General features: G+C 69.4%; 22 protein-coding genes and 1 pseudogene. 2 read left to right on the forward strand and 21 right to left on the reverse strand.

Features of this window, described 5'->3' with window-relative positions:
- Nucleotides 1-95 precede the first annotated feature (95 nt).
- Nucleotides 96-1,172 carry an alpha/beta fold hydrolase gene (locus tag CLM62_RS34515; protein WP_095753821.1) on the reverse strand — a complete coding sequence of 359 codons (1,077 nt, stop codon included), beginning with the start codon at nucleotides 1,170-1,172 and terminating at the stop codon, nucleotides 96-98.
- Nucleotides 1,173-1,264: 92 nt separating this feature from the next.
- Nucleotides 1,265-1,498: a hypothetical protein gene (locus CLM62_RS50385; RefSeq protein WP_095753822.1), complete on the reverse strand. Its 234-nt coding sequence runs from the start codon at nucleotides 1,496-1,498 to the stop codon at nucleotides 1,265-1,267.
- A gap of 252 nt (nucleotides 1,499-1,750) precedes the next feature.
- Here CLM62_RS50385 and CLM62_RS52160 point away from each other — a divergent pair, with 252 nt between their 5' ends.
- Nucleotides 1,751-1,846 (forward strand): zinc-binding dehydrogenase, encoded by a 96-nt coding sequence (locus CLM62_RS52160; RefSeq protein ID WP_257004244.1) that lies wholly within the window; start codon nucleotides 1,751-1,753, stop codon nucleotides 1,844-1,846.
- A 30-nt stretch (nucleotides 1,847-1,876) separates the two neighbouring features.
- Here CLM62_RS52160 and CLM62_RS34530 read toward each other — a convergent pair whose 3' ends face one another.
- The 18 genes from CLM62_RS34530 to CLM62_RS34610 form a co-directional block, all read right to left on the reverse strand.
- Nucleotides 1,877-3,196 carry a hypothetical protein gene (locus tag CLM62_RS34530; RefSeq protein ID WP_218835648.1) on the reverse strand — a complete coding sequence of 440 codons (1,320 nt, stop codon included), beginning with the start codon at nucleotides 3,194-3,196 and terminating at the stop codon, nucleotides 1,877-1,879.
- A gap of 378 nt (nucleotides 3,197-3,574) precedes the next feature.
- Entirely contained in the window at nucleotides 3,575-3,913 is a 339-nt protein-coding gene (locus tag CLM62_RS34535; protein WP_095753825.1) for a helix-turn-helix domain-containing protein, read from the reverse strand.
- Nucleotides 3,910-4,071 carry a hypothetical protein gene (locus tag CLM62_RS50395; protein WP_179382357.1) on the reverse strand — a complete coding sequence of 54 codons (162 nt, stop codon included), beginning with the start codon at nucleotides 4,069-4,071 and terminating at the stop codon, nucleotides 3,910-3,912. Before CLM62_RS50395 ends, CLM62_RS34535 begins: the two co-directional genes overlap by 4 nt.
- Nucleotides 4,068-4,553 carry a hypothetical protein gene (locus CLM62_RS52165; RefSeq protein WP_257004245.1) on the reverse strand — a complete coding sequence of 162 codons (486 nt, stop codon included), beginning with the start codon at nucleotides 4,551-4,553 and terminating at the stop codon, nucleotides 4,068-4,070. Before CLM62_RS52165 ends, CLM62_RS50395 begins: the two co-directional genes overlap by 4 nt.
- Before the next feature lie 32 nt (nucleotides 4,554-4,585).
- Nucleotides 4,586-5,206, reverse strand: a complete 621-nt coding sequence (locus CLM62_RS34545; protein ID WP_095753826.1) for an OmpA family protein — start codon at nucleotides 5,204-5,206, stop codon at nucleotides 4,586-4,588.
- Nucleotides 5,207-5,214: 8 nt separating this feature from the next.
- Nucleotides 5,215-5,790 (reverse strand): hypothetical protein, encoded by a 576-nt coding sequence (locus CLM62_RS34550; protein ID WP_095753827.1) that lies wholly within the window; start codon nucleotides 5,788-5,790, stop codon nucleotides 5,215-5,217.
- A gap of 34 nt (nucleotides 5,791-5,824) precedes the next feature.
- A complete protein-coding gene (locus CLM62_RS34555; protein ID WP_095753828.1) occupies nucleotides 5,825-6,418 on the reverse strand; it encodes a pilus assembly protein TadG-related protein in 594 nt (197 codons plus the stop codon).
- Nucleotides 6,415-6,612, reverse strand: coding sequence for a Flp family type IVb pilin (locus CLM62_RS34560; protein WP_095753867.1), 198 nt, complete (start codon nucleotides 6,610-6,612; stop codon nucleotides 6,415-6,417). The genes CLM62_RS34555 and CLM62_RS34560 overlap by 4 nt, the downstream gene beginning before the upstream one ends.
- A gap of 106 nt (nucleotides 6,613-6,718) precedes the next feature.
- Nucleotides 6,719-7,468: a response regulator transcription factor gene (locus CLM62_RS34565; RefSeq protein WP_095753829.1), complete on the reverse strand. Its 750-nt coding sequence runs from the start codon at nucleotides 7,466-7,468 to the stop codon at nucleotides 6,719-6,721.
- Between the two features lie 27 nt (nucleotides 7,469-7,495).
- On the reverse strand, nucleotides 7,496-8,902 hold the full coding sequence (locus CLM62_RS34570; protein ID WP_095753830.1) for a sensor histidine kinase: 1,407 nt from the start codon (nucleotides 8,900-8,902) through the stop codon (nucleotides 7,496-7,498).
- A 12-nt stretch (nucleotides 8,903-8,914) separates the two neighbouring features.
- Nucleotides 8,915-9,802 (reverse strand): DUF5936 domain-containing protein, encoded by an 888-nt coding sequence (locus CLM62_RS34575; RefSeq protein ID WP_095753831.1) that lies wholly within the window; start codon nucleotides 9,800-9,802, stop codon nucleotides 8,915-8,917.
- A gap of 18 nt (nucleotides 9,803-9,820) precedes the next feature.
- Nucleotides 9,821-10,765 (reverse strand): type II secretion system F family protein, encoded by a 945-nt coding sequence (locus CLM62_RS34580; protein WP_095753832.1) that lies wholly within the window; start codon nucleotides 10,763-10,765, stop codon nucleotides 9,821-9,823.
- 10 nt (nucleotides 10,766-10,775) lie between these two features.
- Nucleotides 10,776-12,113, reverse strand: coding sequence for a CpaF family protein (locus CLM62_RS34585; RefSeq protein ID WP_095753833.1), 1,338 nt, complete (start codon nucleotides 12,111-12,113; stop codon nucleotides 10,776-10,778).
- Nucleotides 12,114-12,137: 24 nt separating this feature from the next.
- Nucleotides 12,138-12,512 carry a TadE/TadG family type IV pilus assembly protein gene (locus CLM62_RS34590; RefSeq protein WP_095753834.1) on the reverse strand — a complete coding sequence of 125 codons (375 nt, stop codon included), beginning with the start codon at nucleotides 12,510-12,512 and terminating at the stop codon, nucleotides 12,138-12,140.
- A 1-nt stretch (nucleotide 12,513) separates the two neighbouring features.
- Entirely contained in the window at nucleotides 12,514-12,840 is a 327-nt protein-coding gene (locus CLM62_RS34595; protein ID WP_257004248.1) for a TadE/TadG family type IV pilus assembly protein, read from the reverse strand.
- Between the two features lie 56 nt (nucleotides 12,841-12,896).
- Nucleotides 12,897-14,153, reverse strand: coding sequence for an AAA family ATPase (locus CLM62_RS34600; RefSeq protein ID WP_095753836.1), 1,257 nt, complete (start codon nucleotides 14,151-14,153; stop codon nucleotides 12,897-12,899).
- Between the two features lie 7 nt (nucleotides 14,154-14,160).
- Nucleotides 14,161-14,868 carry a Flp pilus assembly protein CpaB gene (gene cpaB / locus CLM62_RS34605; protein ID WP_095753837.1) on the reverse strand — a complete coding sequence of 236 codons (708 nt, stop codon included), beginning with the start codon at nucleotides 14,866-14,868 and terminating at the stop codon, nucleotides 14,161-14,163.
- A gap of 70 nt (nucleotides 14,869-14,938) precedes the next feature.
- Nucleotides 14,939-15,844: a hypothetical protein gene (locus CLM62_RS34610; RefSeq protein ID WP_095753868.1), complete on the reverse strand. Its 906-nt coding sequence runs from the start codon at nucleotides 15,842-15,844 to the stop codon at nucleotides 14,939-14,941.
- Nucleotides 15,845-16,171: 327 nt separating this feature from the next.
- On the opposite strand from CLM62_RS34610, the pseudogene CLM62_RS53265 reads away from it, so the two are divergent.
- Nucleotides 16,172-16,349 (forward strand): annotated as a pseudogene (locus tag CLM62_RS53265) (chitinase); the annotation flags it as partial.
- A gap of 38 nt (nucleotides 16,350-16,387) precedes the next feature.
- On the opposite strand, the gene CLM62_RS34615 reads toward CLM62_RS53265, so the two are convergent.
- A complete protein-coding gene (locus CLM62_RS34615; protein ID WP_095753838.1) occupies nucleotides 16,388-18,742 on the reverse strand; it encodes an NACHT domain-containing NTPase in 2,355 nt (784 codons plus the stop codon).
- Nucleotides 18,743-19,010 lie beyond the last annotated feature (268 nt).

Genomic DNA, 19,010 nt, shown 5'->3' on the forward strand with positions numbered 1-19,010 from the left:
CCTCCGTGTGACGTCAGTGGGTCCACCATGCCAGCCCCCACTGACATCGGCCGTAGGACCAGGTCACAGCCCTGCCGACCACCGGGACAGGCGCCCTAGAGGGGCAGGCCGTGCACCAGGTCCGTCACGCGGGTGGGGTCCGGCGGGCCGAGGTGCCCGGCGTTCGGGAAGTTGTGGACCATGAAGCGGTTGTCCGGGGTGAGTTCGTCGGCTTCCGCGATCATGCGGTCCTGAAGCTCGGTCGATACGGTCCTGTCCTTGCCGAACCGCAGATACGTGCGCGGAATCCGCCCCCACGTCCCCGCCCGGCCGACGGCCCGCCCCGCGTACGCCGTCATCGACTCGTCCGTCTGCATGCCCTCCATCACCCGCAGGAACTCGGCGTCCGTGTGGTCCGCGCAGATCATCTCCTTGAACACCGCGAGGTCACGGCGGTCCGCGGTCCGCCAGTTGAGGCGCAGCACGCCCAGCTTCTCCGGATCGCCGACGATCTGCTCCACCGGGCTGATGGCGCGCTGCCCTTCGGGAGACGCCGTACAGGCGTTCAGGGACGGCATGCTGCGGCTCGGGCAGAAGGCGGCCATGTAGCAGATGTGCGCGAGGAGTTCGGGTACGGCGTCCGCGACCCTGCTGACCGAGGCGCCCCCCATGCTGTGCCCGACCAGCACCACGGGACCGCCGAGCCGCGCGGCACGGCGTACGGCGCCCGTGACGCGCCGCTCGAAGTCGTCCAGGGTGAGCGCGGCGACGGGCGAAGGCTCTGTCGCGAGCGCGCGCAGGTCCTGTGTCTGGTAGGCGGCCGGTATGAACCGCTCGGTGCCGTGCAGGGGTTGGTCCACGGCGACGACGCGATGTCCGCGCAGCGCCAGTTCCCTCCCCATCGCTGTCCAGAACGCGCCGGCGCTGTGCGTGCCGTGGACGAGGACATACGTGCGGACGCCGGTGCGGGTACGTCCTGTGGTGCGGCCGGTGTCGGTCACCGCCCGAGCGGCTCCCGCGCCGACGCCTACGGCGAGTGCGGCGCCGCCGGCCGTCGCCGCGAGCCGCCGTAACGCGTGGCGTCGCGACAGTGCCGAGGAACCCGAGGAACCCGAGGAATACGGGGCCGTGCCGTACGTGTCCGTACTGCTGTCTGCGGCATGCGCGCCGCCACTGTTTCCCTTGTCAGCCATACCGACGAGGCTACGAACGCACTTGAGATCCCACGATGGCTCTGCCCACCCAGCCGATGGTGTACTTACCGACACCTCCGGTACGGCATTTCTCAACGCCGTCGCAGCCGGTCCGCGGGCCCGTACCACCAGCACCCGTACCCGCCGAGCGGTGCCAGACGCTCGGTGACGCGGCGGGCGTCGAGGGTGCCGCGGGACAGCGTCCCGGGCCCGTTGTCCCGCACGCTGGCGCGCAGTGTGTCCGCACCGACCTTCCAGCCGACGTGGACGCGGTGCTCTCCGTCACCGTCCGGACCGAGGCCCTGGTCGTCCAGTGACGCGTGCACGGTGGCCTGACCACGGCAAGCGTCGTGTGGGTGACATCGGCGGGCAGCAGCCGGACCGCGCCTTCCTCCGCGCCGGGCGGGCCCAGCTCCAGCCGTACGCCGCGGGCGCGCAGGACCCGGCGCAGTGACACAGCGAGCCGCTCGAAGGCGTCCCCGGCCCGCTCCTCCGCCGGCGTCCGGTCGAGTTCGACCCGGGAGCGCAGTTCGGCGAGGGCGGAGACGGCGAGGCCGACAACGCGCGTACGGGCGTTCGTGTCGTCCCGGAGCTTCCCGCTCGCCGACGCCGCCAAGGCGCACGAGCTGAGCGAGTCCGGCCGTGCGCGCGGCAAGTTGCTCCTGCGCCCGTAGGGAGAGCCGTGGAGAGATACGGATACGGCGTCACCCTCCCGCGAGCTCGTTGAGGTATCTCTCGATGTTGGTGTACCCGTTGGCGTCGCCGCCGTCGGTACGGCCTGCGTCGGACGGGTCTTCGGGGTTCAGTCCCTGCCCGCGCTCCCAGGCGTCCGGCATGCCGTCGCGATCCGTGTCGGGCGGCGGCGTGCCGCCGCGCAGGGTACCGAAGCCGCCGACGCTCGCCGGGTCGCTGATGATGCCTCCTGTCTGGTGGACCACGTCGTTGACCAGGCGGGTGTCGACGGAGTCCCGGTGCAGCGAGGCGCCCGCGCCCGCCAGTACGGCGTCGTACGCCTGCTGTGCCGTCTCCACGGTGACCGGCGGGAACGCGAAGGGCTTGTCCTCGACGGTGGCGGGGCCGAGGTCGGCCCGGGTGGTCTCGCGGCCGTCGAGCCGCCCGTCGACATCACCGTCGTAGAAGTTCCCGGCGGCGTGGATACGGTAGTTGGCGTTCGCCCGGGAGAACGGCCCGCCGCTGGACGAGGGGCCCTTGACGAAGTAGTTCCCGATGGCGTTGGCGTTGCTGACGCCCGCCGAGTCGCCCAGGATGTAGGCGTCCGATCCCCAGTCGTAGACCACGCTGTTGACGTACTGCAGCCGCCCCTTCGACTTCGGATTACGGGTCTTGTTGTGGATGTACAGGTTGTGGCCCAGCGTCACCCCGTCGCTCTGCACGAGGCCGCCGCACGAGTGCGGTGCGAGACCCTCGGCGATGATCGAGTACTGCACGGTGATGTCGGTGCTCGAGTTGATGGAGAACGTCTCGTCGCGCCCCCACGAAGTGGAGACGTGATCGAAGATCATGTTGCTGCCCTTGTCGATCCCCACGGCATCGCGATTCTGATTCGGCGTCAGACCGTGCCGGAACCGCATGTACCGGACGATGACGTTGTCGGAGTTCGAGAAGGAGACCTGGTACCCCCGGGTGGCCACCCCGTCGCCCGGAGCGGTCTGCCCGGCGATGGTGATGTCACTGGCGACGTGCAGCGGCGAGGCGAGCGTGATGTAACCGCCCACGTCGAAGACGACGATTCGGGGTCCCTTGCTCACCGCGTCGCGGAAGGAGCCAGGACCGGAGTCGTTCAGGTTGGTGACGTGGTACACCTCGCCGCCCCTGCCCCCGGTGGCCTGCGCCCCGAACCCCTCGGCTCCAGGGAACGCGATGGTCGCCGCGGTCGTGCTACTACCGCCCGCGGGGACCATGCCCGGAGCGTGTGCGGCCGTAACGGGTGTCAGCGACCCCGACAGGGCGACGACGCAGACCGCCGCCGCCGCCAGGCTGCTGCTTCTCCACGTACGTGACACGAGGCAACTCCCTTCCGTCTTCCTCGGTTGTCCTTACCTGAGGTCGCCCCGACGGCCGGAAGGGTTGCCGCTCAGTTCTCGGTGAACTCCTTCTGCGTCACCAAGCGAGAAGAACTGAACGCACGCCGCACAGCAACTGCTAACGCGACTTTCTCAGACACCCGTGCCCCGCAGGACGTCCTTCAAGCGCTCCGTCACATCAGAGCGCCCACGATGCGAGCCGGGGTGAGCCATGTGCGATCGCTGCATGCGCCAGCGGACCGAGCACCTGGGATGTCACGGTTGTGCTGGCGGCACGTGCTGTTGGCGGAGACAGGGCTATGACGGTATGAGGGTTGCCCATGGGGCAGAGTGACGATCGCGGTCGACACTCCTATTTCACGCCGCGTGTTCGTCGAACACCACAGTGTTGCTCCCATCGGAAACGACATGCAGGTCAACCGTGACATCGAGTGCCGCCGCCAGCCTGACCAGCAGATCCGCGGTGATCGGGAGCAAACCGCCCAGTTCGACGGCTTCCACTTCGTCGGCGGTCATCCCAAGGCGCTCACCCAAGGCCGTCTGGGTCAGTCCAAGGGCCACGCGACGGTCGTAGACCAATTGTCCCAGTGCGAGCGCCAGACGAATCTGCTCACGCTCCGCAACCACCTCCGAGGGCTCGACGCAGTCCTCAGCGGCTCTACGTTCCCGCGACAGCTTCCAGCGGGTGTGGTTCACAGATCCTCCCGGAACTCACGAGTGAACTCATCATGCGCGGGTCCATGCTCGGCTTCGCACAGCTCCTTCTCTTCCGCTTGGCGGTAGTGCTGCGGGGAGAGGCCTTCCAGCCAGCCCCTCACTTCTGGCTCCAACTCGATCACGTACGGTTCGATCACCCTGCGAACGTAAGCAGCACTTCGAAGCACGCACCTCGTTTCTGGAACACGGTCACTCCAACGAGCATCCGGCAGGACACCCGCGTGCGCGCCACGAACCCCGTGCGCTCGCGCTCAGCCTCCCGGAGGCGCAGGACGGGCGCCCACAGGCGCACGTCACACTGGACGCAGCGGCATGGAAGGCCGGGAGCTGGGGACCTGCTAACGGTCGGCTCCGCCTCCGCGAGAGCAGCACGGTGCGCGGCGGCGGCTTCTCGCATCTTGCGCCGCATCTCGGCGGATTCCTCGTCCGTCACGTAGTGCCCGAACCGCTCGGCGAGAAGGGTACGGGTGCGATCGGCGCGCTCCTTGATCTGCTCGGGGGTCAGTGTCTGAGCGGCGATCTCCTGCACCAGGGCACGGAGGCTCATCCGACGTGCCTTGGCCACGGCGGCGAGCTGGTCGTGGACTTCGGCGGCTACGCGAATCATGGCGTCGGGCATGCCGGTGAGTATGCCTTCCGGTTGCCGTGCGGTCAGTTCTCCGTCCGCGGGAACGACACCTCGACCCGTCGGTTCTTCTTACGGCCCGCCTCCGTCGCGTTGGACGAGATCGGGTACTGCTCGCCGTAGCCGCGTACCTCGAACGTGATGTTCGAGTCGTTCAGCTCCTGGTCCAGGACTGCCTGTACGGCGTTGGCGCGCTGCCGGGACAGGACGTCGCCGTGGGCGGAGGAGCCGAGGTTGTCGGTGAAGCCGAAGACGCGGATCCTCGTCGAGTTCTGGGTCTTGATCTCCTCGGCGATCGTCGAGATACGGGCCCTCGCCTCCGCGCTCAGCTTCGCGCTGTCCTTGCCGAACAGCACCTCGGCCTGGAGGGCGAACTTCACGTCCGCGTTGGTGTCTTCCCGGCGTTCGTCGCCGCTCTGGTCTTCGACGACCAGCTTGATGTCGAGAACCTTGGACTCGGCGAGGGTGGCGCCCTCGGGGAGCTTGAGGTCGGGGTCGTTGGCGTCGACGTTTACGGGGGCGGTGGCGGTGGGTTCGGTGCCTGGGGGCACGCTGGGGTTGTCGTCGGCTTGGGCCGGCGTTGTGGTGAGGATGAGGATCGTGGCGAGGGTGAGGGTCAGAGTCAGGCGCGGTGCCGTGGGTGTCATGGTGTGCCTCACCCAGAGATCTCGATGGGGGCACTGGCGAAGGTCGGCAATTGGAAGGTCACCTCGGCTGTTCCCGTCGGAGGTGCCGGGAACTGGAGGAATACCGCGAGGGATTCACCCGACTTTAGCGACGAGAAGCCTGTGGTCGTGAGCGGACGGCCATCCGTGTCACGCAGCACGTAGTAGCGCTTCTTCTCCTTGCTGTCCACGAGGGTCCCGCCCCCGAGCGACATGCCGTGCCGAAGGATCTCCGTCTCGTCCCCCCGCACCGCAGGGGGCACCGTGATGCGCTGGGCGCCGTCGTTCTTCAGGACACCGCTCACGGTGACGAAGCCGCCGGCATCACGCTGAGCAGAGGTGATCTGGAGGAGCAGGCCACTTGCCCCTTTCAGCTCCGCCAACGGCTCGTCGGCCTGACCCTCCTGAGGACTCGGGTTGGACCCATCCTTGGAAGCAGACGCCGACGCTTCCGGCTTCTTGTCGTCGCCGCCTCCGCCGCAGCCGGCCACACCGACGGCCAGTCCGGCCGCGACGGTCAACGCGACCATCCCCCTACGGGCCTTCGCAGTGAACCGAATGCTCATCACTCTGCTTCCTTCATCACTCGTCGTTCGCTTGTCAATCTGCCAGGTGGACGTCGAAGAGGTCCTCGGGATCCGGGAGATCGGTGAGGTCGTCAGGGTCCAGCTCCCAGACCACCCCGTCCTCGCAGGTGAGCTCTGGCAGTACGCCGTCCCCGACGTCCTCCCCGGGGAACGTACAGAGCGGCTCGATCACGGCGGTGGCGGATTCTGTGGACTGCTTGGCCTCGTTACCAGGAACGATCGAGTCTCCGACGGTCTTGTTGGTCTGCGCGTCGACCGTGTAGGCCAAAGGCCCGTCCGGCTGGCAGTACGCTTCAGCGTCGTTCTGCGCGGCAAGCTGGTCGGCGCGCCAGCAGGAGTCGACGAGTCCCTCTACGTCACCGTGGAAGATGTCGTGCCATTGAGTGGGGTCGAGTACGTCCTCCACCCACTTGCCCGCCAGTTGGTCCCGGGTGTCAAGGGCCGCCGCGAGCGCCGCCGCGTCGGCGGCTGTCTGGGCACCGTTTCGATTCGCTGCGGCCTGGCCGACCGCGAGGTAGGCGAACGCGAGAAAAAGCAGGCCCGCCACCACCATGATGTAGATGGGGAAAGCCTGCCCTGCGTCGCTGTACCTACGGCGCCGTGTCAACCACCGATGACTTCGTTGATCTTGTCCGTGATCGCGGTGTAGATCGTGTTGCCGATATCCGTCCCCGTGATAGCCAACACAATCGCCACCACAACCGCAATGATCCCCAGGTACTCCACCGCAGTCTGCCCCTCGTCGTTGCGAGCGGCGCGGGACCGAACGTACGAGACGGTCGTGTTGATCCAGTTGCTCATGGTCTGCCCCTCGGGTGTCGTCGCCTCCGGCACGCGCACCGTAGACCGTAAAGACCCGTCCGGCACAGGGCCCCAGGGCCCAATTCCCCCCTCGCTTCACCACCGCTCACCCCAGCCCTCGGAGTGAACCCGGCGCCGTACCCAGCCATTTCGCCGCCGCCTCGGAGCGGCGCGTGCTGTGCAGCTTGGCGAAGATGCGGTTGATGTGGTTCTTGACCGTCTTCTCGCTGATGAAGCAGGTGGCGGCGATCTGCTGGTTGTTCATGCCCGATGCGATGAGGTCCATGATCTCCGCCTCCCTCGTACTCAGCCGGAACCGCAACCTCGATGACTGTCCCATACTCGGTTGCAGTTGCGAAAGCCCTTTGCGGGAAGTGAGGGGTAAAGGGTCGCCTCTCAAGGGGAAATGACCTGGTGGAGAGGGTAGTTCACGGTTCATCTGCGGAATGATGGCTTCCATATCTTCGTATGCAGTCGCATCCGTACGCGGGGCGGCCGCCGCCCGTACGGCCGTGACGAGTTGGTCGACCGTGAACTCGCCGTGGACCAGATAACCGCACGCTCCCCGCCGCAGCGCCTCCCGGACGATCTCCGCCTCTCGGCTGTACGTCAGCATCATCACCGGGGCGATCCCCACCAGGTAGGGGAGTGCCGCGATGCCGTCCATGCCGGGCATGCGGACGTCCAGGAGGACCACGTCGGGGTGATGGCGGTCGGCCGCCTCGCAGGCCTCCCGGCCGTCGGCCGCCTCCGCTACGACCGTGATGTCCGCTCGGCCGGTGAGCAGGGCGGTGAGGCCTGCCCGTACCACCGGGTTGTCGTCCGCCACGAGGACCCGTAGGGGGGTGCGGGGCATCTTTGGCCTCCTCTTCTGGGGGTGAGGTCAGGGCGTGGTGTGTGGCTTCAGGGCTGCCAAGGGGAGTTCCACTCGGACTTCCGTGCCCTTCGCGTGGGCTCCCTGGCCGATGTCGATGCGGGCTCCGATCGACGCCGCCCGCTCGACCATGCCGACCAGGCCGAAGTGGCCCGCTCTGCGGAGGTGTTCGAGGGTGGTGTCGGAGGGCAGGCCACGGCCGTCGTCGTACACGCTGATGCGTAGGAGGTCGCCATGGACTCCGGCGCGTACGTCGACGTGGGTCGCGGACGCGTGCCGGTGGGTGTTCTCCATGGCTTCCGCGACGATGGCGAGGAGTTGGCGGGCAACGGCCGGTGGGACACGGGGAGTCGTCGATCGGTCGCCGGTGGGCGTGTAGGTCGCCGGGAGTGCGGTGCGGGTCGTGAAGTCCTGGGTGCGGGCCGCCAGTTCGCACAGTACGTCCGTCGTGTGGGCCGGGTCGGATTCGCGGCGCAGGTCCGCGAGGAGTTCTCGGGATTCCGCTGCCGCTCTGCGGGCCGAGCGGGCGACCAGTTCTGCCTGCTGTTTGATGAGGGCGGGGTCCTTGACGCGTGCGCCCGCCGAGTCGGCCAGACCGTCAGCCGCCAGGGCCACGCCGTGGAGGGTCTTCGCTACGGAGTCGTGCATCTCTCTGGCCAGGCGGGCCCGTTCCGCGCTGACCGCCTCCGTGACGGCCAGGCGGGCCTTGACGGTCGTCAGGGCCTGCGTGGCCGCGCCGAAGCGGAGCATCAGGTTGCGCAGGGTGGAGCCGACCGCGCCCGTGATGACGCAGAAGCCGGGGAGGAGCAGGGCCTCGGCGGGGCTTGTGCGGCCGTTGTCCAGGGTCGTGTGGACCAGGAGGAGGATCAGGGACTGGAGGGAGGCGAAGACCGCCGCGCCTCGCCAGCTGTAGGCGATGCCGGCCAGGAGGGGTGTGCAGACGCTGACGTAGGCGAGGGTGCTGTCCGGGCCTGCGGAGATCAGCAGCAGGGAGCCGAAGAGGGTGTCCAGGGCGAGGAGGGTGGGGTGGCGGAGGAGGAGGGGGCCGAAGCGTTCCCAGTCTCTGAAGAGGGCGTACGAGGTCATGAAGGTGAGGACTACCGCTGCGCCGACCAGGCGGGCGCCGACGCCGGGCGTGGCGTTGAGGAGGGCGGCGGGGGCGGCGAGGGCGATCATGGCCAGGCGGAAGCCGAATACCTGGCGGCACATGGCTTGGAGGGCGTTTACCTGTACTGGGATTGCGGGTGCGGGTGTGTTGGAGTGCGCCCGGCCTTCGGCCGGGTGTTGGTTCCCACCCGCACCACCCGTTCTACTTTCGTCGTCCTCTGCGGGTGGCCCCTGTGGGGGCAGGGCGCCATCGGCGACCTCGCCTCCGTGCACCGGTTTCCTCGCCCGCGCCGACCTCACCGTCAACATGACTCTCCCCCCTTACTCCCCCGTAATCGACCCAAAGTCCGTCCCCGACCCCAAGATCAACCCCGCCCCCAACAGGATCATCGTCGCCGGAACCATGAACGTCGTGATCATCATCGTGGCCTTGGGAACCGCCCGCGCGGCCTTCCGGCGGGCGTTCTGCGCGTCCGTGCGACGCATGTCCTTCGCCAAGGACACCAGCGTGTCGACGATCGGCGCCCCCAGCTCCTCCCCCTGCTGCAACGCCGTCACGAACATCGCCACCTGCTCGGAGTCGTTGCGGCGCCGCAGTTCCGCGAAGGCCTGGCGGCGGCTCATGCCGAGGTCCATCTGGCGGAGCGTGATGCGGAGTTCGTCCGCCCAGGGGCCTTCATACTTCGAGGCGACGCGGTCGAGCGCCTGGCGAAAGCCCAATCCCGCGCTCACCACCACCGCCAGTACGTCCAGGAAGTCCGGCAGCGTCCGCTCGATCACGTCCTTCCTGATCCGGATCGCCGACCAGATGCCGACCTCCGTCCAGAACGCGCCGAAGGCCAGCAGCAACAGGGCCACCAGTACGTCGCCCCGCAGCAGGAACACCAGGAAGCCGACCCCGCCCAGGAAGCCGTAGACCGCCCTGCGGGCCGCGTAGCGGTCGATGGTCAGGCCTCCGGGGTTGCCCGCGAGGTCGATCTTGCGGCGGTACTTGGCGACCTGCTTGGGGCCCATCAGGCGTAGGACCGCGGGGGCGTAGCGCATGCCCAGGCGGTCGATCAGGGAGTCCACCGCGCCGGTGCGGGTGGCGCCGACCTCCAGGGCCACCGCCAGGTCACCGGGCAGCTTCGCCTCCGCCCGGTACATGCGGATGCCCGCGAAGATCCCCCAGACGCCGAGGCCCATCAGCAGTGCCAGCAGGAGTGCCATGTGTCCGTCCCTCCCGGCTCAGACGTCGATACGGGACAGGCGGCGGATCAGGATGAAGCCCACCGCATACAGCGCGAAGGCGATGATGACCGCCCCCTGGCCCACCGGTGAGCCCGTCATACGGTCCAGCGCGCCGTCCTTCACGCCGTTCATCAGGAACAGCGAGCCCACGCCCAGCACCGGCACCGCGTACGAGGTCATGTTGACCTGGGACAGCTGGGTGCGGACCTCGCGCCTCGTCTCCTTGCGCTCCTCCAGCGTCTCCGTCAGGTTGCGCAGCGCGCTCACCACCTGGCCGCCCGCCCTGTTGGACAGGACCAAGGTGGTGACCAGGACGACCAGCTCCCGGGACGGGAGTCGGTCCGCCATCTCTCCCAGCGCGTCGTCCATCGTCGCGCCGACCGCCAACTGGTTGGCCACCTTGGCGAGCTCCTCGCCCGCCGGTGCCTCCAGTTCCTCCGCCGCCATCCCGATCGCCGTACGCAGCGCCAGGCCCGCGTGGGTGGCGTTGGCCAGGATGCGGGACAGTTCGGGGAGTTGGTTGATGAACTTCTCGATGCGCTGCTGCCGCTGCCAGTTGAGGAACTGGACCGCCGCCCAGATTCCCAGCAGACCCGCGAGCGGGCCGAAGAAGGGCGCCAGGGTCGCCTGACCGATCAGCCACAGGCCGGCGACCACGGCGAGCATGGCGGCGAAGAACTCGCCGGGGGTGATGTCCAGGCCGGTCGCCACCAGGCGGAGTTCCAGCTTCCGGCCGAGGTTCGTACGGCGCAGTCGGCGGTCCAGGTTGCGGAAGTGGCGTCGGCGGCCGGTGACCGGTATCTGGCCGGCGGAGGTCAGGCGGTCGACCAGTGCCGCCCGCTGGGCCTTTCCCTTGGCGTACGTGTGCACGCCCACGACGGCCAGTACGCAGGTCAGCAGCGTGATGCCGGTGGTGAGCGTGACGAGGGTCTCGAGTTCCATGGGGGCGGTCCTACCTGGCTTCTCGGGTGGCTAGCTGGTCGGCGGAGTGGGCCACGCCGAAGGCCTGGGGCGTGGGCTGGGCCGCCATGTAGAGGCGGTCGGCGGTGCGGCGTGGGAGGGGGAAGTGCTGGTAGGCGCCGTGGATACGGCCGTCGGCGGACATCGGCTGGGCGTCGAAGCGGGCGACCGTGGCCAGCCGGTACGGCTCGCTGCCGTGGCTGTCGAGCAGGGCGATCTCCGTGATGCGGCGGGCGCCGTCGGCGAAGCGGGTGAGCTGGATGATGACGTCGACGGCGCTGTTGATCTGGTCGTGCAGCGCCTCGAAGGGGATCTCGACGTCCGACATGGACGCGAGGGTCTTGAGCCGCATCAGCGCGTCCTCGGCGTTGTTGGCGTGCACGGTGGCCAGCGAGCCGTCGTGGCCCGTCGACATCGCCTGGAGCATGTCCAGCGACTCGCCGCCACGGACCTCACCGACCACGATGCGGTCGGGGCGCATGCGCAGCGAGTTGCGGACCAGGTCGCGGATGGTGACCCGGCCCTTGCCCTCGACGTTCGGCGGCCGCGACTCCAGCCGGACCACGTGCCGTTGCTGGAGCTGGAGTTCGGCCGAGTCCTCGATGGTGATGATGCGGTCGGTGTCGGGGATGAGGCCCGAGAGCGCGTTCAGGAGGGTCGTCTTTCCGGTGCCCGTGGCGCCCGAGACGATGATGTTGAACCTCGCCTGCACCAGGCCCGCGAGCAGGTACAGCATGTGCTCGTCGAGAGAGCCGAAGCCGACCAGTTCCTGGAGGGTGAAGGAGCGGGGGAAGCGGCGGATGGTGAGGGTGGCGCCGGTCAACGACAGCGGCGGGATGATGACGTTGACGCGCTCGCCGGAGGGGAGCCGGGCGTCGACCATCGGGTTCGACTCGTCCACCCGCCGGTTGACCGTCGACACGATCCGCTCGATCGTCTGCATCAGTTGGTCGTGGGAGGGGAAGCGGAGCGGCAACTGCTCGACTCGGCCGCCGCGTTCGACGAAGATCGCGTCCGGGCCGTTCACCATGATCTCCGTGATCGACGCGTCTTCGAGCAGCGGTTCCAGGATGCCGAGGCCGAGCGCCTCGTCGACCACCCGCCGGATCAGCTGGGAGCGCTCCACCGTCGACAGGACCGGGCCCTCACGGCTGATGATGTGCCCGAGCACCCGCTCCAGCCGCGCCCTGCGCTCGGCCGCCGCCAGCGAACTCATCTCCGCGAGGTCGATCTCCTCCAGCAGCTTGGCCCGGTAGGAGGAGACCAGGTGGCCGTCCTCGCCCCGGCTGCCGTTCTCCTCGGGGGTGTTGATGCGTGCTCGCAGGCTCATGGTGGGGTGCTCCTCGTTCCTGCGTCAGTCAGTGGTCGCGGTCGCGTCGAGCGGCATGGTGGCGGTCTTGGTGGCGGGATCGAAGTTCCAGCCGGGGACGATCGACGGGATGTCGACGGTGGCGGTCACGGTGACCTCGTCGGCGCCGCGCGCCTCTCCGCACTCGGTCTCGCCGGCCAGCCAGCTGCTGACCGCGTTCTGGCACCCTTCCTGGGCGGTGCCCGGGTCGAGCGAGGCGGCCCGCGCCCCGGCCCTGGCCGCCGTACCGGCCTGCTGGGCGGTGTAGGCGATGAGCCCGAGCTGTACGCCGGCCATCGCGACGAGGACCAGGATCGGGAGGAAGCCGAGGTACTCGAGGGCCACTTGGCCTCGATCGCGGCCTTTACCGTCGTACGGCATCTCAGTCCTTCACCTCCTCTACGGCGCCGGCGTGGCCCTCGACATCGAACGGGAAGCCGATCGCGCCGGGGAAGAGGACGGGGACCTCGAGCTTGACGGTTGCCGTGACGTAGCCACCGGCCGTGTCGCATTCCACCGTGCCGCTCCACGCGTCCGGCAGCTTGTCCAGGCCCGCCTGCTGACACGCGGCCTGCCGCGCACCCCCGTTCGGAACTTCCGTCCCCGCCCGCGCCGCCTCGTCGGCAGCATTCCCCGCGAGCGTGTACGTGTATCCCAGCAGCACGAACTGCCACATCAGCACCAGTGTCAGGATGATCAGCGGGGTCATGCCGAGGAACTCGATGGTGACCTGGCCGTCGTCCCGCCGCCTGGGATCACGCACCCTTACCTCCCCAGCTCTCTGCGCCGCCGGAAGCTGACCGCCCCCCGATCCCCCCGGAGCCTGCCGCCACCCCGGTGAGCCCCCTCGGACGCCTTGACCAGCCCCAACTCACCGGCGAGCCCCCACAGGGCCTGCTTCACCGTGCTCCTGCTGTCGAGCTCGTGCACGCGGCCCGCGTCCACCGCGCCTTGCAGTTCCTTGAAGTTGGCGGGGATCGCCGTACCCGCGATCGCCGTGCCGGTGATCTTCTGGATCAGCGGGGGCTGTATCTCCGTACCGCGGGTATGACGGTTGACGACGACGGTCGTCTCCTCGGCCTTGCGGATCTGCAGCCGGTCCCACATCCGGACCGTCCGCTTGGCTCCCCGGACCGCGACCACGTCCGGGGTGGTGACCAGCAACGCCATGTCGGCCATCTCCACCGCCGCCGCGCCCGCGCCGCTCAGCTGGGCGCCGCAGTCGACGACGACGACCTCGTAGCGGGAGCGCAGGGCGCTGACGATCTGGCGGGCGGCGCGGTCGGTGACCTCCTCGCCGCGTTCGCCGTCGCCGGGGGCGAGCAGCAGGGCCACGCCCGTGTCGTGGCGGAAGACGGCGTCGGCGAGGACGCGCGGCGAGATGTCGGTGATGGCGGCGAGGTCGACGACCGACCGGCGGAACTGGACGTCCAGGTAGGAGGCGATGTCGCCGGTCTGGAGGTCCATGTCCAGCAGGGCGGCGCTGCGGCCGGACGCCTGGGCGGCGAGGGCGAGCTGGATCGCCGTCATCGTCGCCCCCACGCCTCCCTTCGAGCCGCTGACCGTGACGACGGTGCCGCCGACGCCGGTGAACACATCGCCGCCGGCGCCGAGGTGGCGCCGTACGCCCACCGACCACTGGGCGACCGCCTGGACGCGGCTGGCCAGCTCCTCGTAGCCGAGCGGCAGCGCGATCAGGCCGCGGGCGCCGTAGTCCATGGCGGCCTGGAAGAGGCCGGGGCTGGCGTCGGAGGTGACGAGGATGACGCCGACGGCCGGGAAGCGGAGGGCGACTTCTCGGATGAGTTCCAGGGCCGGGACGGGGCCGATGCGCTCGTGGACGACGACGACCTCGGGCAGTTCGTCGATCGACTCGGCGGCGAGGCGGGCGAGGGTGTCGATGAGCTGGGTGGAGTCGACGACCGGGGGCACCGGCTCGGCGTCCGGTAGCTGGCTCAGCAGCGTCGTGATGGACCGGACCGCGTCCACGTCTCCGACGGCCGGGAGGATCCTCGTGGGCATGCGGGCCTCACTTGTCCTTCGCGAGTTCGTAGGTGCGGTCCTGCTCCGGTACGGCGGTGTCGGTGCCCGGCGCGACGAGCGCGAGCCGGACCTCCTCGGCGAACGACTCGGCGTACGTGATGCGCTGGGCGTCGATGGTGGCGAGCGCGAAGGTGATGGGGACGGCGTCGGTCTCCTGCCGGGCGCGGTCGTCGGCATCGGGCTTGAGGGGGGTCAGGTCGCCGACGTCGAGGACCCGGGCATTGGTTACGATGATCTTGGACTGAGCGGGGTCACCCTCCCGCTGTCCCTCGAAGGTGGCGTACACGTTGACCGTCGAACCCGGCGTGATCTTTCCCGCGACGCCGGTCGCCGCATCGATCATGATGGCGACCTCCTGCTGCCCGGGCTGCAGAGCGGGCTGATCGACGATCATGTCGCTCTGCAGCAGGGAGCCCGCCTTCAGCGTGGTGACGGCGATCTTGCCGCGGATCTCGGCGAGGTCGGTGACCGCGGTGTCCGACAGCCAGCGCTCGGGCATCCGGGTCTTCTCGAACTGGCCCGCGTTGAGGCTGGTGTAGGGCTTCACGTCCGACTTCAGCCGGTACGCCGTGACCTCGGGGCCGACCTTGGACTCGACGTCGTTGATGACGGACAGCACGCCGGCGAACGCGCCGAGGGCGCACAGGACCGACAGGAGCAGGAGTATCACGCCGCGGCGCTGACGGGAGTTCATGAACCGTGCAACCTCATTGGGGGGTTGGGTCGTGCGGGGGTCGGGGGTGGTACGGGGCGGCCGGTTCGGCTCATCCGGGCCCGGCGGGCAGTTGGTTCTGATACCTGGGTGACCTCTCCAACGCGCGCGAGCTGCCGTACGCGGATGAGGTCTCGTAGGTCTCCTGGACACGTGAGCTCTCGTACGCGGGTGATACGGGTGCCGTGGCGGAGCAGAAGACGCACCGGTCGCCGATGACCTCGATGCCGCACCAGTGGCAGGCGCTCTGCCGTACCGAGGCGACCAGTTGGTACAGCACCGACAGGTCGGGCAGGAAGGTGCAGAACTCGATCAGCTTGCCGGTCCCCCACCAGGCCGAGGACTCGGCAGGCAGCGGGGCCTCGCGCAGGCCCTGGACCCTCCAGGCCCTGGCCAGGTCGGCGGTGACCCAGTCGGACTGGATCTGCCCCTTGGCGACGAGCATCGACGTGGCGAACTCCGGCCCCGCGAGGGTGGCGCCGGGCCCGATCCGTACGAGCTGAGGCTGCGGATGGGCGAGCACGCCGAACTGACTTCCCGGCACCCAGGACTTGGCGTGCGACTTGAGGCCCACGGGAACGCGGTCGAGTTTGGCGACGGAGCCGAGGAGCGCCCCGGCGTGGAGATAGTGGGTGAGCAGCCGGCCGGCGGAGGCGAGCACGCCGGGGCTGAGGTCGCAGGAGGCGAGTTGCCGCAACTGGCGGGCCAGGACGGCGAGCCCGAGGGGCGGCAGATCCGGGCGGAACAGGGCGATCCGGTCGCTCTCGAGGAGATTCCGTACGGTGTACAGGCGCCGCTCCACTCCCGGGGAGACGGCGCCCGAGTACACGACGATCACATGCCCGTGCTGGTCGATCAGCGACTGCAGAGCGGCCAGCGACTGGTCGAGGGACTGGCGGTCCAGGTCCGGCAGGACGGCCGCGGGCATGGTTCGCTCGTCCTGCGGCGGCAGCGCCATGTCGGCGCTGGTCACGGCAATGGCAGTTGGCACAACGCAGCTCCCCGAATCCCCATGCCCGTCGGTCCGTCGGCGTGACTCCGGCGCACCCGGTCGACTTCACTGCGTAACTACCTGAGCACTGTATCCACGGCTCTATGACCGGAGAACAGCGTTTCTGTGACTTCCTGCTTCTCTTGTGGGCTCAAAAGGGGGCGATTCCGGGGTAGATGGGGCGCACTTGCCACGACGACTTTCGTGGCGGGGGTGAGTTGAGCGAGCGCTATTGACAGGCGAATTGGTCTGGACCAAGCCGTCCTCGGCCTCGGGACGGCGGGCGCGGGCCCGGTGTCCGCCGCTTCCGCCGCGCCCGCCGCGCCCGCCGCGCCCGCCGCGGAACAACGCGAAGAACGCCGGCTTCGAGTCCGGCCTGAGCAACTGGACCTGTTCAGCGGGCAGCGGTACGACGGTCTCCGCGCCGACGCACAGCGGCTCGGCCGCGCCGACGGCGACGCCCGCGGGGCAATTGCCCTGCCAGCTGTGTCCCAGCAGGGGCCAGCAGCGTCAGGGGGCCGACGGCCGAGTGGCCACCGGGTCCTCCGCGAGCTGTTTCTGCAGGCGGATGTGGCGGAACTGGTGGACCGGGCCGTTGCGGCGCAATAGGCCGCGCTGGTGGGCGTCGTCGAGGAAGCCCATGAAATGCCAGGGCACCTGCCGGGACACGGCGAGCCAGGCCCGGGTGAGGACGAACGCGCCCCAGCAGGTGCCGGTCACCCCCACCATCCGGTCCGTGGCCATGAAGGCCAAACCCACCAAGGCGCCCACCAGCACCCCCGTCTGCGCGCCCAGTCCGAACCCGGCCGTCAACCCCGCCCCGACGGCCACCACAGGGCCCGCCACCAGCGCCCGGGCCGCCGCGGCGGCCCGGTCCGCGCCGAGGACGGAGCGGGGGCTGACCGAGCGGTTGAGGTTGGCCGGGTTGTCGATCCAAAGGTGGAGGCTGTCGACGATGCCCAGGGCCAGACCCATCGCGAGCGACAGAACGCCGAATACAAGGCCGGTGGTGGGCCCATTGACCAGCCCGAGCAGGAGGCCGAGAACGGTGCCGAAGAGCAGACCGAGGAGGAGTCCCGCGCTGACGCGGCGCAGGATGTTCAGCCGATGACCCCGGATGCGGACCCGCATAGCGGTGGGTTTCGTGCGGCCCCCGTGGATGACGAACCCGGCGGCGAGTCCCGCGAGGATGCCGGTGGACGTGCCCTGCCCGACCCCGAGGGCGAGTTCTCCGTCCACCACTGCGGGCATCCCGGCCGCGAGTCCGACGGCGAGGGCGCAGGCCCGCCCGAGCACCGGCCCCTGCACCCGCTCGCCCAGCGGCCGCAGGGCCGGGGAGAAGGCACGCGCACAGCCGAGGACGGTGAGCGCCGCCCCCGAGGAGAGCCCCGCGGGCCACCCCCACAGCTCCGTGATGACGAACCCGCACGGCACTCCGGCCGCGAGTCCCACCGGCAGTCCGCTCACCAGCCGCCCCGTGGTGGAGGTGACCGCCGACGGCAACGTCCACCACTCGATGTCGCGCCGGCCCTCCCGCTCCACCCACTGTGCGATGAACCGCAGCCAGCGCCGGACGCGGAGCACGGTCCAGGGACCGCTGTGCCGTTCAGGGTCGGGCCGGTCGTAGGCGACCCTGACGAGTTCCTGGAGGAGATGCTTCTCGACGGCCTCCGGGTGCTCGAAGATGACCAGCTCGGCCGGGTTGGAGTCGCGGGGCGCGTACACGTTGCGCGCGAGCCACACCATCAGCGGGACCTGGAGCACGTCGGCGACCGGGCTGCTCCGCGTGCGGTCGAGCAGTTCCCAGACCGCGTTCCAACGGCCGGGCGGGATATGGGCGGTGTTGTACTCCAGATACGCCTTGACGGCCTCGCCGGACACCGGTGAGAGCTCCACTGCGGCGGCGGCCGGAAGCCCGCTGCCCACCACGTCGACGGCCTGCCGGTATTCGTCAGTGCGGCTGGTGATGACCAGCGGGGCGTACGCGCCGAACTCCACGAGCCGCTCCAGCGCCTTGGGCCGGGATGACTCCGGGATTTCATCGAACCCGTCCAGGACCAGCAGCAGATGTCCGTCGCGCACGAGTCGGGCACCCAGCCGCTCCACGGCGCGCGGGTTGCGATCGGGGGCGTCGAGCCCGTCGAGTCCCTCCTCGGGCGGTTCCGCCCACGGCGTCGCCAGCCAGGTGAAGTCACGTGTCAGCAGGCCCGTCACCCAGGAGCGCAGTTCCTCCTCGTTCGGGTCCCACGAGTCGAGCGAATAGAAGACCGGCACCGGCCCGCCCGGCTCCCGCTCCTCCAACAGATCGCGGGCGAGGCGGCGGGCCAGATGCGTCTTGCCTCCGCCGCCCCGGCCGAGGACGACGAGCCGCCCGTACCTCAGCTGTCGCGCATACGTCTCACGCAGCGCCTCGTACTCCCCGACGGGCGCCCGCGGATCCAGGCCGTGGCCCGGCGGTGTCTGGGCATCCGTCAGCAGGTCGGCCCAGGTGAGCCAGGTCATGACGGCTCGAGCCGCCGGGGTCACCGACCAGTGGATCGGGAAGAACGCGCGGGGGTCGTGGTGGCGGCTTTCCCCCTCCTCGGCGATCCATTTCTCCCGCACACACCGCACCAACAGGTCAATCACGTTGGGCAGTTGGGCCCGGGACAGCGTGCCGCCATGCCTGGCCCAGCCGACCAGGGTCCTCACCGGCTGCCGCACCACCGGCACCAGCGCGAGCACGCCGCCCGACACGGTCAGCCACTGCGTCGTCTTCTGTATGCCGAGCGAAGCCATATACAGCGCCACGCCGAAGAGCGCGGCGGCCAGGAGCGACAGCCCGACCCTACCGGCGAACCGCCGCATTCCCCCGATCCATCTCATGGGCTCAGAATGAAGGAACAAATCGTCTCAGGCCAAGGAGATTGGGAAATTCTGCAACGACGAGGACCTCGGCCCAGACGGTCAGGCCGGTTGCCGCACGGCCGGGTGCCCCAGCGGGCGGCGAGCGCGTCTGTGATCAGCAGGCCGCGGCCGTGTTCGAGCTCCGGGCCTGGAAGCCACGACAGCAGAGGTGGCACTGCCATACGGCCGTCGCCCTCGTCGTTCACGCTGATCGTCGCTGTTTCGGCGGTGAGGGGACAAGCAACCG

The organism is Streptomyces sp. SA15 (assembly GCF_002291145.1).
Taxonomy (GTDB): Bacteria; Actinomycetota; Actinomycetes; order Streptomycetales; family Streptomycetaceae; genus Streptomyces.